The organism is Flavobacterium arsenatis (assembly GCF_031456785.1).
GTDB lineage: Bacteria > Bacteroidota > Bacteroidia > Flavobacteriales > Flavobacteriaceae > Flavobacterium > Flavobacterium arsenatis.
Window position 1 is genome coordinate 257,134 of sequence record NZ_JAVDVI010000002.1, and the last position, 16,667, is coordinate 273,800.

The window sequence follows — 16,667 nt, forward strand, 5'->3', positions numbered from 1 at the left end:
AACTAATTTATAATTGATCCCGTGGAGATAGCTTCACGGGATTATTTTTTACCGATAACTGACAACCGACAACTGACAACTGACAACTGACAACTGACCACAAAAACTCAACCTCCTCATTTCTTAACACTTACAAATTATTAAATTGTAATTTTAAGGTCAAATGTTCTTGCGTTTGTTTAATATTCGTAAAATTCATACAAAAACAAACAATATGTAACACAAAACCACTATCCGATCAGGGAATCACACCGATTACTGTTATACATTTGATATAAAAAAATAATTTTTATTAAATTATTATTACCAATATTGCCGAAATGCTGCGTATTGATTATTTTTTACACCAACGTTAAAAAAAACTTAATAAAAAAGTTCCATTTAACACAAACACATCCTACTTTTGTTGTCCCAAATTTTTTAAATAATAACCTATAAAAGAAGTATTTAGCGAGAAAAAAAAAGCGCACATATATGAAAAGAGGTTTAGGTTTAGGTCTTGTTGCCAATTGCAATGAAACCTTGAATACTTTAAAGTCTACTGGGAATAGACTTTTGATGGTTATTATTTTGATGATTAGTGGGGGGATGTTTGGGCAGGTAAATACGGGTCCTTTACCATTTACAAAGACAGATGATTTTAATAGTTATAATCCGTCCTCTGCCGCAAATGTAACAAGCACACTTCCTACTGGATGGGCATATTCATTCACTGGAGCCACTGCATATAGAGGAAGAACAAATAGCGTTGGCACAAATAATGGCGTTTATGCATTTGGCACTAATCCCGATTATAGTCTAGGTGCTTTTAGAACAGGTTCAAACGTACACACTTATACTGTTAGCTTTACAAACAATTCCGGCAGTACAATAACTTCAATTTCAGTAGCGTGGAATTATGAACAATGGACTTTTGCAAATGCTTCAGGTTGGAATGTAACTGGAACTGGGCAATTAGCTTCGAATACAACTTTAAATGCAGCCGATTTTGTAGGTTCTGCTACAGGATCAGCCGGAGCCTCTACTCCCATTAGCTTGAATTTAACAGGTCTTAATATTACCAATGGTCAATCCTTTGGGATAACCTTTTCTACTACTGATGCAAGCGGGGCCGACAATGGGATTTCAATCGATGATTTTTCAATTACTGCAACAGGCGCTCCTGCTTGTTCCGCCCCAACAACAGAAGCAACCAACATAGGTTTCTCATCTGTATTAACAACATCTGCAACAATTGGCTGGGATAATGGAGATGGCACCAACCGTGCTGTGTTTGTCAAAGCAGATAATACAGATACTCCAGTTCCTCTAAACAATACAACCTATACAGCCAATACTACTTTTGGCAGTGGCACTCAAATAGGAACATCAGGTTGGTTTTGTGTATATAATGGTACAGGAACATCGGTTTCTGTAGCAGGACTTTCGCCTACCACCACTTATAGGGCAATGGTCGTGGAGTATAACTGTGCCGCAGGCTCAGAAAAATATCTAGCGACAGCAACCGCCACTGAGAATATTGATAATTTTACTACTGCAACGCCATCGGCTCCAACCGTAAACATCAGTGCAAGTGCACTAACCGATTTTGGTTCTATCTGTACGGGTTCGAACAGTGGTTCTCAAACCTATAATGTTTCAGGAATAAATTTAACAAATGATATTATAATTACTGCACCTTCACAATTTCAGTTGCAGCAAGGAGTAGGTGCTTGGGGGAACTCTGTAACGCTATCTCCAACATCAGGCACAGTAAGTTCAACCCCTATAAATGTTAGGTTTACGCCTTCATCAGTTGGAGCTACTGGAACTTTAGACATTACCAACGCTAGTACTGGAGCTACAACTAAAACGGTCAGCGTTTCGGGAACAGGAACAGCAGGAACAACAGCTGTAACTACAGTAACCGCAAACACCATAACTACTACAACAGCAGCATCTGGAGGAACAGACGTCAGCACCACTTGTGGCACAATAACTGCTAAAGGAGTGGTTTGGGGAACAAGTGCAAATCCAACGGTTCCATCAGCGAATTCAACCACAGATGGCACCGGAACTGCAAATTATACTAGTTCCATAACAGGATTAACAGAAAATACAGTCTATAATTATCGTGCCTATGCTACCAATAGCAACACTATAACAGGCTATGGCACTAACGCCACGTTTACCACAGTTTCTAAACCGGCTACTTCGCCAACTGCAGGAACAGAAACAGCAACTGGCTTTACTGCTTCATGGACAGCTCCTACCGGACAGGGAAGTGCAACTTTGACTTATACGGTTAGGATTTATTCAGATTCAGGCTTTACGTCGCAAGTAGGATCCGATATTACTGGGATTTCTACAACTAGCCATGTCATTAGTACTTTAAGTCCTAGCACAACGTATTACTATCAAGTAGTTGCAGTTAATGCCGGCGGAAGTAGTGCTAGTGCTAATTTTAGTGCTGGGGTTACTACTTTGGCAGGGCCTTGTTTTGAAGGAGCGGCAGTAAATACATCTATTTTTACGAGAGGAGGAAGTACAACTCTAACTGTATCAAGTACTGCTTTACGACTAGCTTCTGGATCAAATCCTGGAAATATTTCAACAGGAGTATTAGCAGCAGTTTCTGGTAATGTAACATTTAGAGCTGAAGTAAGAGCATGGACATCAGGTGATTCTTTTACTGTTAATTTAGGAGGGGTTACTGGTACAGGTACAGTCACAGGTACAGTTGCCAATAATGACACTAGCACAGCATTTGAATGGATGGAAATAACTCTAAATAGCGTACCTTCAAATCCAACATTAACTATTTCTTGTCTAGGAGGTCAAAGAATTACATTTAGAAACATTCAACTTTTCTGTGCTCCTTTATGCTCAACCCCAGCGAATCCAAACGGATCAATTGCAGCAACACAAAACTGTGGCAACACATCACTAGCCTATACACACGGTTCAGGTCAGCCTGTTGCAGGCGTAACCTATTACTGGCAAACAACAGCCGAAGGTGAAGATACAACCTACCCTACTTCAGGCGATTTCGTCGCTACTCTGGATGGAACCTATCATGTTCGTGCAAAATCTACAACAGGAGATTGCTGGTCAGCAGGAACCGTTTCTCAAGTAACTACCGTAATTGCAGCACACGCCATTACAACACAACCAACCAACCAAACAGTTGACGCAGGAACAACCGCTACTTTTACCGTTGCCGCGTCAAATGCAACAGGCTACCAATGGCAAGTCGATACAGGTTCGGGATGGAACAACGTGAGTACGGGAACAGGCGGTACGACAGCTTCCTATACTACACCAGCCACCGCTTTAGGCATGACTGGTTATCAATATAAAGTAATTGTTACAGGAACAAGCCCTTGTACGGCAATAGAATCTGCTGTACGAACGCTGACGGTTTCGCCGGTGATTACGTGGGCCAATTTACAATGGCCTCCTACACACAGTATGGAAGAAGGAAGCACTTTTGATGTATATGGTCGCGTTTTTGCCGATGGCATAACCAACAGTCCTGGTCAAGGAGCAGGATTAACAGCAGAAATAGGATACAGGATCACAACAAACTCCGACCCTAGCTTAGGAGGATGGACTTGGGTCGCTGCCACTTATTTTGGGGATGACGGTGCCAATAATGATGAATATAGAGGAACACTCGGAACAGGAATGACACCTGGAACTTATTATTATGCCACACGTTATAGAATTGGTGCGGGAAGTTATGTCTATGGAGATCTTAATGGCGTTTGGAGTTCTACTGCAAACAACGGTGTCCTGACTATAACTTCTAACCTAGTAGATTTTGGTAATTATCAATTTCCGCCAACAGGAAACATAGTCCTTGGCGATGTACACAATATTTATGGTCAGGTTTACGAAGCAGGTGTAACAGAACCCGCACTTTCTCAAGGTGCTGGTATTATTGCAGAAGCTGGATACAGTGCCACAAACTCCAATCCAAACACATGGACAAACTGGTTTCCGACTACTTACAACAATGTTGCTTCAGGAAATAATGACGAGTACACCACTAATATGGGTGCACATTTCCCATCTGCAGGAACCTATTATCTGGCTTTCCGATACAGAAAAACGGGCAGTACGGAATATGTATATGGTGGTACAAATGGTGTGTGGAACAATGACAATGCAACGGTAACCGTTGTGGCTCCAAAAGAAATCAACGTGAAACAGGATGCTACGGATATTGCATCAAACGGCACCTATGCTTTTGGAAACCAAGTTGTAACTACAACTTCATCAGTCATTACTTTTACCATTGAAAACACTGGAGGTCAGGTGCTAAATCTTTCAGGAATTCCAAGAGTAGACATTACAGGATCAAATGCTTCTGAGTTTACAATCAACCAGGCTTCTTTGCCTGCTACTGTTGCGGCAAATAGCTCTGAAACCTTTACGGTTACGTTTACTCCTACCAGTCTGGGTGCCAAAACTGCTCAATTGTCTATTGCAAATGACGACAGTAATGAAAATCCTTACCTAATTAATTTAACTGGAACTGGAACAGCAAGTGCGGCATCAAACATTATTGCAAATGCAGGTTTTACATCCAGTCCCATCAATTATTTAAACTACATCAATTCGGATATAACAATCGCTAACAGTTTTGAGTTGGGACAATTCATCATTCAAGATGGTGGTGGCAGTCCAGATGCTGATAATTTAGGAACTACACTTACCACGTTATCATTACTGGTAGGAAATGTTGCGTATTTGGAACGTATTGCCATTTATGACGGAACAACCGAAATCGCCGAACTTCCCGCAACTTTCTCAACTGTATTTACAGGACTTTCGTTAACTGCAACTGATGGTGGTACTAAAATATTCAGCATAAGAGCAAGCTTTAAAACAGTTGTTACCGACAACCAACGTATTATCGTAACAGTTTCTGGAGCTACGGCAGCAACATCAGGATCTACATTTGGAACTATTAGCGCTTCAACTTCTTCTGCAGGACTTACTGATAACGTGATTCAGGTAACGGCGGATCGTTTGGCTTTTGTGCAACAACCTTCAAATACATCCATCAATGTTGCTATGTCACCAGCAGTAACGGTTTCGGCAAATGACGTTAATGGAAACAGGGATTTGGATTTTACGGGTAGTGTTGAAATTACTTCTACTGGAACTTTGACAGGTTCTCCTGTTAGTGCTTCATCCTCTTCAGGTCTTGCTACTTTTTCTACATTGACGCATACTGTTGCTCAAACGGGGAGACAGTTAAACGCCTCAACAACTGATTTTGGCATAAGCGACAGTGTTAATTCGTCCATTTTTGATATTGTAGAGGTAGAAAATGGGACGTATGCAACCCTAACTAATGGTACTTGGCCAGCAGGTACAGCAACGTGGGAAAGGTTTACTTCGGGGTCTTGGGGAGCATCTACAGCACCGGCAGCCAATACTACAAATTTATTAATTATTAGACATACAATAACCTCAAGAGATGTATTTGCTGCCAGTGGCGGTGTAGGTACTAAAATGAAAGTTGAAGCAAATGGTGTGTTTAATGGAGGACATAGCTGTACTTTTAGCGATTTGACTATAAAAAATGAAGGTACATTTTCTGTTAATAGCCCTAGTGTAACAATTAAATCTACTGCTCCACTTGGTTTACTTACAGTTGAAAATGGAGGTAAATTAATATTAAATTCAGCGACTTTAGATAATACCGACGGTTTATGGGACGGTACTGAAAACTTTATGAGTGGTTCAACAGTAGAATTACAAAATTGGGATTGGGATAATAGTGGAAGTGCGGCATATTGCTTAATTGGTTCAACGACACAAATAACACCGAATGCAGGTGGCTATTATTTTGGTAGACTTTTCATTAATGCTACTCCTTCAGAAAATTTTAGAATTCTAAGAAATAGTGTTGATCCTGGTGTTGGCAATTTTATAAAACTAACCCAAAATGATTTAGAAATAACCAATAATGCAGCCTCAGCAGCGGTACAATTAGGGATTGCAACTTCACATAATGTTGAAATTGGAGGTAATGTGATTGTTAATACTGGTCTATTTAGATTTGCATCGGTTAGTGGTTCAACTCTTCAACATACTATTGATGGAAATTTGACCATCAACTCGCCTGGAGTTCTACAGTTTAATCCAACATCAGGAGGAGGAGCTCATGTTAGCTTGAAAGGGAATTTGGATGTTAAATCTGGAGCACAACTAAACGGCACACAGACTGGATCTAAATTAATATTTGCAGGTGATGCCACTTTACCTCAAACGATAAGTGTTGCAGGAACCATTGGAACGCAAGTTGATTTTGAAGTGGCCAATAACGCAGAAGCACAATTAATCAATCAAAACTTAAATTTATCAAATACTACAAATGATTTCACGGTTCTTTCTGGAGGAACTTTAAATTTTAATTTTAACACATCAAATGTTGCTTTAAATATTACAGGAACCGGAACTTTCACTTCTCAAGCAGGAAGCACTTTAAAAATAACTTCAGATGCAGGTATCAATTCAACCGGATCTGCAGGAAATGTTCAAGTAACAGCAGCTAATAGAACATTCACAGCCCTAGGAAACTTCCATTACATCGGTAAAAACACTCAAGCAACAGGAACTGGATTACCTACAAATGTCAATGACCTTTTGGTTCACAATGAAGGAGCCACAAACAACTTGACCATCTCAAATGCAATCGTAAATGTAAATGGTTTACTAACGATGGAGCAAGGAAATATTGTTTCAACCGCTTCAAATCTATTGAGTATCGGGGCCAATACAGGTGCTGGAAAAGGAACTTTAGCCCGTAATGCAGGTGTGGTTAAAGGAACTACAAACGGAAACGGAGTACTACGCCGCTATTTTAATGGAACAAATGGAAATGAGACAACGGGTCTTTTCCCTCTTGGTACTTTATTGAACCAAGAACGTTTTATAACCCTTGAATATTCAAGTGCTGCCGCAACAGGCGGTTATATAGATGCCATCTTTACCGAAACGGATATGGGAGATGCTGGTGTTACCAGTTTGTCTAGTGTTCCAGCTGTAACAGGCTGTCCTGCCTTTACGGTTCTAAACACGGATGAAAACTTATTCTGGACGTTAACACCTCAAGGCGGTACCTTAACGGATGGTACTTATAAAGTTTCGTTGAGAAAAGAAAGTACTACTGGTGTTTGCAAACAAACGGTCTTAAAAAGAGAAACCACCAATTGGTTGAACCCAGGACAACATCTTCCAGGAGACGATTTGACTCTTGAAGGCGATATCGTAGCAAGAAGACAAGGAATGACGGGTGCTTTAAAAGACTTTGGTTTAGGAAATGGCTATTGCTCTACAACTCCAATTGTTTATAACGGATCTTGGCCTTCGCCTCCAACCAAATACGATTCAGTTCTAATTGAAGATAATTTAACTCTAACTCCAGGAAATGATCTACAGGTTTGTGAGTGTGTTGTAGCAGAAGATGCAACAGTAACCATTGAAAAGGACGCAACTTTCGAAATTATAAATGAACTTACCGTTGAACCGGGAAGTGATTTGGTGATCGAAGACGGCGGTAGTCTTGTGCAAGTTACCGATGTTCTGAACGCCACCGCCAACAACAACACCGGAAACATCCAAATGGAACGAATTACAAAACCAATGTACCGTTATGATTTTACCTATTGGAGTTCACCTGTTTTTGCAAACAATGACCCAAGTGATGATGCCGCTTCTGTTCTTGCTGGTACAGAGTTTAACTTGAAGAAATTGTCGCCAATGACCATGTTCGACAAGTATTATAAATGGAACCATGCCGCAACTACCCCTGCTTGGGAAATAATTCCAGTAGGTGTCGAGTCGATGGTTCCGGGAAGAGGCTATATTGTGAGGGCTCCTCAAACTTCCACTTATGGAACAGACCCTAACAATCCAAGCTCATTTAATATCTATACCGCTAATTTCATAGGTGTACCTAACAACGGTATTGTACGCCACGACGTTTCAGGTCCAGAAGTATGGAACCTGCTTGGTAATCCTTATCCGTCAGCAATTAGTGCAGATTTATTTTTCGATGCCAATGTTGGTTCGGCTAATGGAAGTACAAACACTCTTGAAGGTAGTATTTACCTATGGACACACAACAGCTACATTACCGAAACTGGAACCACAGGCATCTACACCTATAACAATGGCGACTATGCTTGCTACAACGGAACTGGAGGTACAGACACAAAAGAAGCTGAAACCGATGCAACTCCAGACGACCCTGAAGACAACAAGCCAAGAGGGTATATTGCAGCAGGACAGTCCTTTTTCATTAAAGGTACTGCAAGTGGAGAGGCAATATTCAATAACGGAATGCGTGTTGCTGGTGATAACAATCAATTCTTTAGACCTGGAACAACAGAACCACTAAACAATTGGGAAACCACTGGGAAACACCGTGTTTGGCTGAACATGAAAGGACAAACAAAAGGATTTAATCAATTGCTGGTTGGCTATATACAAAATGCCACTAATGATTGGGACACCCGCTATGATGGAGAGTCTTTCGGAGGTAATCAGGTTACTTTTTACTCTCTGCTAGACAATAAGAAATTAACCATCCAAGGCCGTGCATTGCCTTTCAACAATCAGGATGAAGTACCTCTAGGATACAAGAGTACCTTGAATGGAACGCTAACCATCAGCATCGATCATTTTGATGGATTATTTGAAGGGCAAGGAATTTATCTTGAAGACAAACTATTGAACATCGTTCACGACTTGAAAGCTTCGGCTTATAACTTCACAACAACAACAGGAACATTCAACCAGCGTTTTGTGTTGCGTTACCTTCCATCTGAACAATTGAGCAATCCGAGCCATGAAAATATCGCAAACGGATTGATTGTATATCAAGAAGACAACAAGATTACAATCAAATCCCAATTGGAAAGCTTGGAACAGGTTACTGTTTATGACTTGTTGGGAAGAACTATTTTCGACAAAGCCACAATCGGCAAAAATGAATTTAGCATTGAAAACGTGGTGATGAACGAGCAACCACTTATCATTAAAGTGAAACTTGCCAATGGACAGATTGTGAACAAGAAGATTGTTTATTAGATGCGATTCCAAGATTTAAAGATTAAAGGGATTGAAGATTCAAAAATTTAAATCTTTAAAGACTTCGAGAATAAATACAAATCCCGTTTCGGTAAAACTGAAGCGGGATTTTTTATTGGCTTAAAATTCCTCTTGTTGGATTAGTTTTAAGACCTTCATCCTTTTGTGCGTTGTTGCTCACGAAAACCGAAAAGTTATAAACACGAAAACGTTATAGTTGTGTTTTTTTAACTCCAGATTAAATCCGCGTAAATATTTTGTTAAATTTACTATTCCCAAATTCTTAAATTAAGATATCTCATATCTTTTTGACTGATAATGTTTGATTTATTTTAAACAAAGTCAGCGTGAAGCTACTGTTTAAAACAAAACATAATGCTATGAGAAACTTTATTTTTATTTGCCAAAGGAGGAGGGAATTGGTTTTAAATCTTCCACAATTTTTACGATTTGAAGTGCATGTTCCTATAAATTGGGCAAACTTGTTATTGCTTCTTTTTTGTGGCTTTCTCTTTCCCGAAGGGTTAGTCGCACAGACTGCGGTTACATATCAAATGCAGACCAGCCGTTTCTCGACAGTCGCACCTTATACTTCTGGAGGTGGAATTTATAATCCAACAGCAGATGAATTGGGCATGTGGGCCAACTTTGGCGACAAGCACATTGCTGCTTGGAGGACTTTTAAAACAGCCGGAGATGATTCTGGAAGCAACCGACCGCTGCAGGTTGGCGATGAGTTTAAAATTACCGTCAACAGCAGACACGTTCGTGGAGAAATTGGATTTTCATTAAATTCAGGAGGAAGTTCTGGTTCAAGTTATGCCAACAGAACAAGCGGATCGAGATTAAATTTCAAGACAGAAAATTTCACTGCTTGGAACGCCATCGGAACGACCACCAGAAGTTTGTCTTATAATCCTTTTGGAACTGCCAAAAATTTTGAATTTACCATAAAAATAACTTCCAGTTCCACGGCAAATGTATTTCTAACGGTTGACGGAACAAATTATCCAGCCAACGGTTCAGGTTATAACCTTTTTATGAATGGTTCAGGAAATATAGATTCTTTTTCAATCTATGGTTTTGATATAAATGATGGAAGCAGCAATTTTGATGTTTTTTGGAAACAAACCTCAACCGTTACCAACACAAAAACAGTAGAACTGGGCTACTTTTTAGCATCCGGAACTTATACTCCAGGATTGATTTCTGACGGGTTGGAAGCCAATAGCACAGGTACTTCTTCTGTGAATGCTGTTCTGGTTGGCGGAGATGCAAGCTCGTCTGTTATTTTGAGCAGTGCCAATACTTATACCGGAACAACAACCGTAAATTCAAATGCCACTTTAAGGCTAGGCATTTCATCATCCGCTTCTACCTCTGGACCTTTAGGAACTACCACAAATGGAACAACCGTTGATTCTGGAGGAGTTTTAGATTTGAATGGTTTTTCATTAACAGGATCGGCTATCGAAAACCTGACACTTAACGGAACAGGAATATCGAATGGTGGTGCTTTGATCAATTCGTCTGGAACAGCTTCTGCATGGCAGGGAAATGTCAGCCTTGGTTCAAACAGCCTCATTTCAGGAACTGGAACCATTACCTTGAACGGAGTGGTTTCGGGAAGCAATGCTTTAGAAAAAAACGGAACAGGAACACTTGTTTTAGCCAATACTTCCAATACCTACACAGGAAACACAACAATCAATGCAGGAGAATTGAGACTCAACCCAACGAGTACAACAGCAACTCTTGCGTCTCAAATAAAACTAAATGGAGGAAAATTAGGGACTTCAGGAATTGCAACAGGGACAACAATAACCTGTTCCTCTACCTTGAGTTTAGATGCCAATAGCACAATCGAGTTGGGAAGCAACAACCACTCCTTGGTATTCGCCAACAGCAGTGGGGTGACTTGGGCAGGAACAACATTAACCATTTATGGTTGGACAGGAACTGCAGGAATTTCTGGAACAGGAGGAAAATTGTTTTTTGGCGTTGGAGGATTAAGTACTGCTCAACTTGATAAAATTTCTTTTGATGGATATGATGGCAAACCTATACTTTTGCCTTCAGGAGAATTAGTTCCGTCATCAGTTACTGTAACCTCTTTTACTCCAACATCGGGCTATTCAGGAACGTCAATTGTTATTACAGGAACTAATTTTACAGGAGCCACTGCTGTTAGTTTTGGTGGCACCTCGGCAGCCTCATTTACAGTTGATAGCGACACTCAAATAACTGCAATTGTAGGAGCTGGAACAAGTGGAAATGTCAGTGTTACTTCACCTATTGGAACTGGAATTAGAACAGGCTTTACTTATGTTTCGGGCTACGTTACAAAACAAAATGGCGATTACAATACAGCCTCTACTTGGCTACTAAATGCCATTCCTCCTGCTGGTGCAAACGTGATTATTGATCATGCCGTGACATTATCTGCTGCTGCAACAAATACCCCTACTTCTGTAACCATCAATACTGGCGATTCACTAGCTTTTGATAATGCCACTTCACAATTAACCACTACAACTCTCACCAATAACGGAACTTTAAGCTTTACTGCCGCAGGAACTTTAAACATGGCTTCTACGGGAACAATAACCAACAACAGCACGTTTACCGCTGGAAATGGATTGGTGAATTTTGCTGGTGCAGGAACCGTCAACGGAAGTTCGGCAATTGCTTTTAACAACATTACCATAAACGGAACGGTAACACTTGCTACCATTCCAACCATAAACGGAATTTTCACCATAAGCGGTGGAAATGTAACGGCAGCTCCAACTTATGGAAATGTTTCTACTCTAATCTACAACACTGGAGGACCTTACGGCGTGAGCTTTGAGTGGACAGGAAATGCTACAACGGCAGGAAGTGGTGTGCCTCAAAATGTTATCATAAACAACTCCACCTCTTTAACAATGCCAAATGCAAGCAGAGGAATAGCTGGAAATCTGAACATTACCAGCGGAACATTAGCCTTGAGCGGAACAGTAAGTGCCGATTTATATATTGCTGGAAACTGGACCAGAGCTTCCGGAGCCATTTTTACTCCAAACGCAAGAGCTGTTTTCTTTAACGGAAGCACGACACAAGTCCTAACAGTAACCGGTGGCGGAACGGAAACTTTTAATTATTTAGTCATCAGCGGAAGCGGCACTTTGCAACTTGCAACGGGAACCAATGCAACTGTCAATACAAGTAACGGAGTAACATTATCATCAACGAATGCAACAAGCACAATAGACTTAAACGGACAAACCTTTACCATTTCTGGAGGGGGAAATTTAAGTCTGGCTTCGGGTAACCGAAAAATAACAAGCAGTCTTGCAGGAGGAGTTTTTAGAGTGAACACTTCCCAACTAACAATTACAAATCCTGGAACCCTTGAATTAGATACTGCAACTACTTTAGTATTAGAAACAGGACTTAATTTTGGAGCTGGAAACCCTACCACCATTAACGGAACGTTGCAACTCAACACCAATTCTTATGTAGATGTAAACGCCCCAAAATACGGGTCAGCTTCTTCACTGATATATAATTCTGGCGGAACTTATGGCAAGCGGATAGAATGGACCTCAAACATTGGAGGCACTTTTGGCGTTCCACATCATGTTACCTTAACCAATAACACAACTTTAGAATACGATTATGACACCATTGGTCCTAGAGGAATGACGGGAAATTTAACCCTAAATTCTGGAAGCAAGCTGCAAATGGGAGATTGTGATGGAGCTTTGACGGTAATGGGTTCAATTGTTTGCACAGGAGAATTGGCTTTAGGAATCGATACGGGTGATGACTTGAAAGTGGGTGGAGATATCACCTTCAATACAGGTTATACCTTCAATGCCAATAATCGAGCCGTTTTCTTTATAAAAAATGCAAGTTCAGGAACACAAACCATTAATGCTCCAGTTGGATCACCCCCTACTTTTCATTATGTTGTTTTTGAAGTGCCGTCAAGCGGAAATGCCACTGTTGTGTTAAACACAGACTTGTCTATTACCGCTCCAAATACAGGAAACGTAATTTCTTTCGGTAGTGCAAATGACATCTTGGACTTGAACGGAAGGACATTGACACTTGGAACCGCCAGTACTAATAATATCATTTCAGGTTCAGGAACATTCAAAGGAAGCAACACTTCCAACATGACCCTTCTAGGAAACGGGAGCATCGGAACAATGAATTTTACATCAGGCAGCCAAATCCTAGGAAATCTAACAGTGAACCGTCAAGACAATGCAATTGCAATGAAGCTAGGAACTCCTCTAACAATCAATACTTCTTTGACGCTAACCAAAGGACTGGTAGATTTGGATACTTTTGACATGTCGCTTAATCTTTCTACGACAGCATCCGGAGGACCAACAAGCTATGTAATTGTAGATGAAGCAGGAACTTCTGGACGATTAAGAAAACGTGTGACATTAGCCAACAACACTTTTACTTTCCCAATTGGAGATAATGCCGCTTCCGCAAATGGCTCTCAATATACTCCAGCAACCGTAAGCTTTACAGCTGGAACTTTTTCAACCGCCTACATGATGGTTTCTGTTAATGACATTAAACATCCCGAAATGGAAGCCTCTACCGATTACCTGACACGATATTGGAAGCTATCTTCAACGGGAATTACTGGTGCTGCAACCTACATATTTTCAGGAAAATACCACTCTACTCCAGCCAACTACGATGTTGCAGGAACAGAAAGCAACTCTAAACCTGGAAGATGGAACGGTATTCAATGGACGGAAGGTCCAACAGCAATTGACACAACCGCAAATACGCTAGAAATTACAGTAACAGATGGTGGTGCAACCTCAAGCATTAATGAACTTTCGGCAGGATTTCCTCTGGGAGCTCCAGAAATCAATGTCGTAGGAAATGATATGAACATTGTTGATGGAGACACTACTCCTGATGCAGCAGATTTTACAGATTTCGGCGACAGCCCAGCCACACGATCAAGCACTTTCTTGATTCAGAATCTTGCTGGAGCAAAAGGAAATCTGGAAATCAATAACGTAACTATTAGCGGCATTCATGCATCTGATTTTAGCATTACAACTTCGCCAGCATCATTGGTTGCAGTTGGAGGAACCACCTATCTGGTAATAAAATTTACACCTTCAGGACCTGGAATTAGAACGGCGACAGTAACTATCGAAAATAACGACCCAGACGAAAATCCTTATACTTTTAATATTCAAGGACAAGGAATTGACTATATCGAATGTGCCTTTAGAGCCGAAGAAACAATTGCCGTTCAAGATTTTGAAGACAGTCCGGCAACTCCAACTTGGGGCTACACAACGCCACTTCCGGCTGGAGCTACTGTAACAGGAGGAACCGCCTATGGAGCATCTGGAGACGGCGGAAGCTCTGCTAAATTCATTGGAGCAAAAAGCCTACAAGTCAGTAATGCCTCCACCGAAATTGTTTTTGATGCAATAGATACCTCTCATCTATCAGATGTAAATCTATCGATGAGGGTTGGGGCATTTTCTGTGACTTCTGGAAATGGAATGGAAGCCAACGATGTAGTTCGAGTTTCCATCAGCAAAGACGGAGGAACAACCTGGACAAATGAACTTTCCGTATCAGGATTCAGTTCCAATTGCAGATGGAGCTTTACAAGCGGAACAGGAATTGGAGTTACAGTTTATGATGGCAATGGAACTATAGAAAACCAATATAAACCGCAAGCTGGTGGTTTTGCAACAACTGATGGATACAGCACTTTGCGAATAACGAATTTACCGTTAGTAAATTCATTGAGAATGAAAATTACCATCGTAAATGATACTGTTGGCGAAATCTGGGCCGTCGATAACATTGAGCTAAAAGCAAAAAGAAAAGCCTCCAAAACTTGGAACGGAACCGTTTGGAGTGGCGACGGAAACCCTCCAACTTCTACACAAGTAGCAATTATTGACGGAAATTATGATTCGAGTACAGAAGGAGCAGGATTTATTGGTTGTGAATGTGAAGTAAATTCTGGAAATACCCTAACAATTGCTTCCAACCATACCCTGGACATCCAGAGTGATTTTACAAATAACGGTATCGTGATTTTTGAAGACAGTTCTAGTTTGTTACAACATAATAATAACGCCATAAATACAGGAAATGTAACGATAAAAAGAAATACACAACCTGTTTACCGATATGATTTTACTTATTGGAGTTCGCCCCTATTTGCAAACGACGATCCATCTGATGATGCAACAGAGGATGCCTTTACCCTCAAAGAATTGTCACCAATGACGCTATTCGACAAATATTTTAAATGGAATCACGCAGCGGTAACGCCTGTTTGGCAAACTATTCCTGTAGGAGCCGAAGTGATGGTGCCAGGAAGAGGCTATATTGTTCGTGCACCACAATATTTTGACATCCAAGGACAATCCGGTGCAACCGCAGAAGTATATACTGCCAATTTTATAGGAAAGCCTAATAATGGAATTGTAGAGCATGCCGTTACAGGATCTGACACTGTTGACAAATGGAACCTGCTTGGAAATCCTTATCCATCGGCCATCAATATCGAAGAATTTCTTCTTTCGAATAATCAATCTCTAGAGGGCACTATTTATTTATGGACACATAATTCTCAAATTCAGGAAACAGGCATTCCGGGAGTATTCAGCTACAATCCTAGTGATTATGCCACATTCAACTTTAGTGGTGCAACTGCAACCGCTGCCGCATCAACCGGTGGAGTCGAACCCGATGAATTTCTCGCTTCAGGACAGTCTTTCTTTGTCAAGGGCATCAATCCGTTGGCAAGCAATGTCACTTTCAATAACAGTATGCGGGTTTCTGGAAATAACGATCAATTTTTCAGACCAAATACAACACAGCCAATCAATAATTGGCAAACAAGTGGAAAACACAGAATTTGGCTCAATCTGACTGGTCAAAACGCCTTCAATCAAACAATGGTTGGATATATTGAGGGTGCCACAAACGGCAAAGACTGGGGATATGATGGAGAAAGTTTTGGTGGCAACAGGGTTACTTTATATTCCCTTTTAGCAGATGAAAAAATGGTTATCCAAGGGCGTGCTCTGCCATTCAACAATCAGGATCAAGTTCCATTGGGATATAAGACCACTTTAACAGGGTCTTTAAAAATCAGCATCGATCATTATGATGGATTGTTTGAAGGACAGGATATCTATTTGGAAGACTTGCTTTTAAACGTGGTCCACGACTTGAAAAATTCTGATTATACATTTACTACCATTCCTGGAACTTTCAATAATCGTTTCGTTTTAAGATACCTCCCGAATGAAACGCTCTCCAACCCTGAACTTGAAAAAAATCCTTCAAGTATTATGATTTGGAAAAATCAAGATGATTTAAACGTGAAATCAACATTTCCAGACATCAGAAAGATTACTATCTATGATATTTTGGGAAGAAAGGTTTTTGAGCAAGATGATGTTAATGAAAGTCAATTTAGCACTTCAAATGTAGTCTATGGCCAGCAAACCCTGATTGTAAAAGTCGAATTAAACGACCATACGATCATCACCAAGAAAGTAATTTTCTAATAA

At 40.5% G+C, this 16,667-nt stretch carries 2 protein-coding genes; both read left to right on the forward strand.

The window, feature by feature from the left end:
* The first annotated feature begins 474 nt into the window (after positions 1 to 474).
* Complete coding sequence (locus tag J2X31_RS03725) at positions 475 to 9,090, forward strand: RemA C-terminal-like gliding motility protein (protein WP_310024530.1); 8,616 nt, start codon at positions 475 to 477, stop codon at positions 9,088 to 9,090.
* Positions 9,091 to 9,470: 380 nt separating this feature from the next.
* Entirely contained in the window at positions 9,471 to 16,664 is a 7,194-nt protein-coding gene (locus J2X31_RS03730; RefSeq protein WP_310024531.1) for a RemA C-terminal-like gliding motility protein, read from the forward strand.
* Positions 16,665 to 16,667 lie beyond the last annotated feature (3 nt).

What these genes read in the sequence shown, in the direction of transcription:
- J2X31_RS03730 (WP_310024531.1), top strand. Translation starts at nt 9,471, where the DNA reads ATGAGAAACTTTATTTTTATTTGCCAAAGGAGGAGGGAATTGGTTTTA.
- J2X31_RS03725 (WP_310024530.1), top strand. Translation starts at nt 475, where the DNA reads ATGAAAAGAGGTTTAGGTTTAGGTCTTGTTGCCAATTGCAATGAAACC.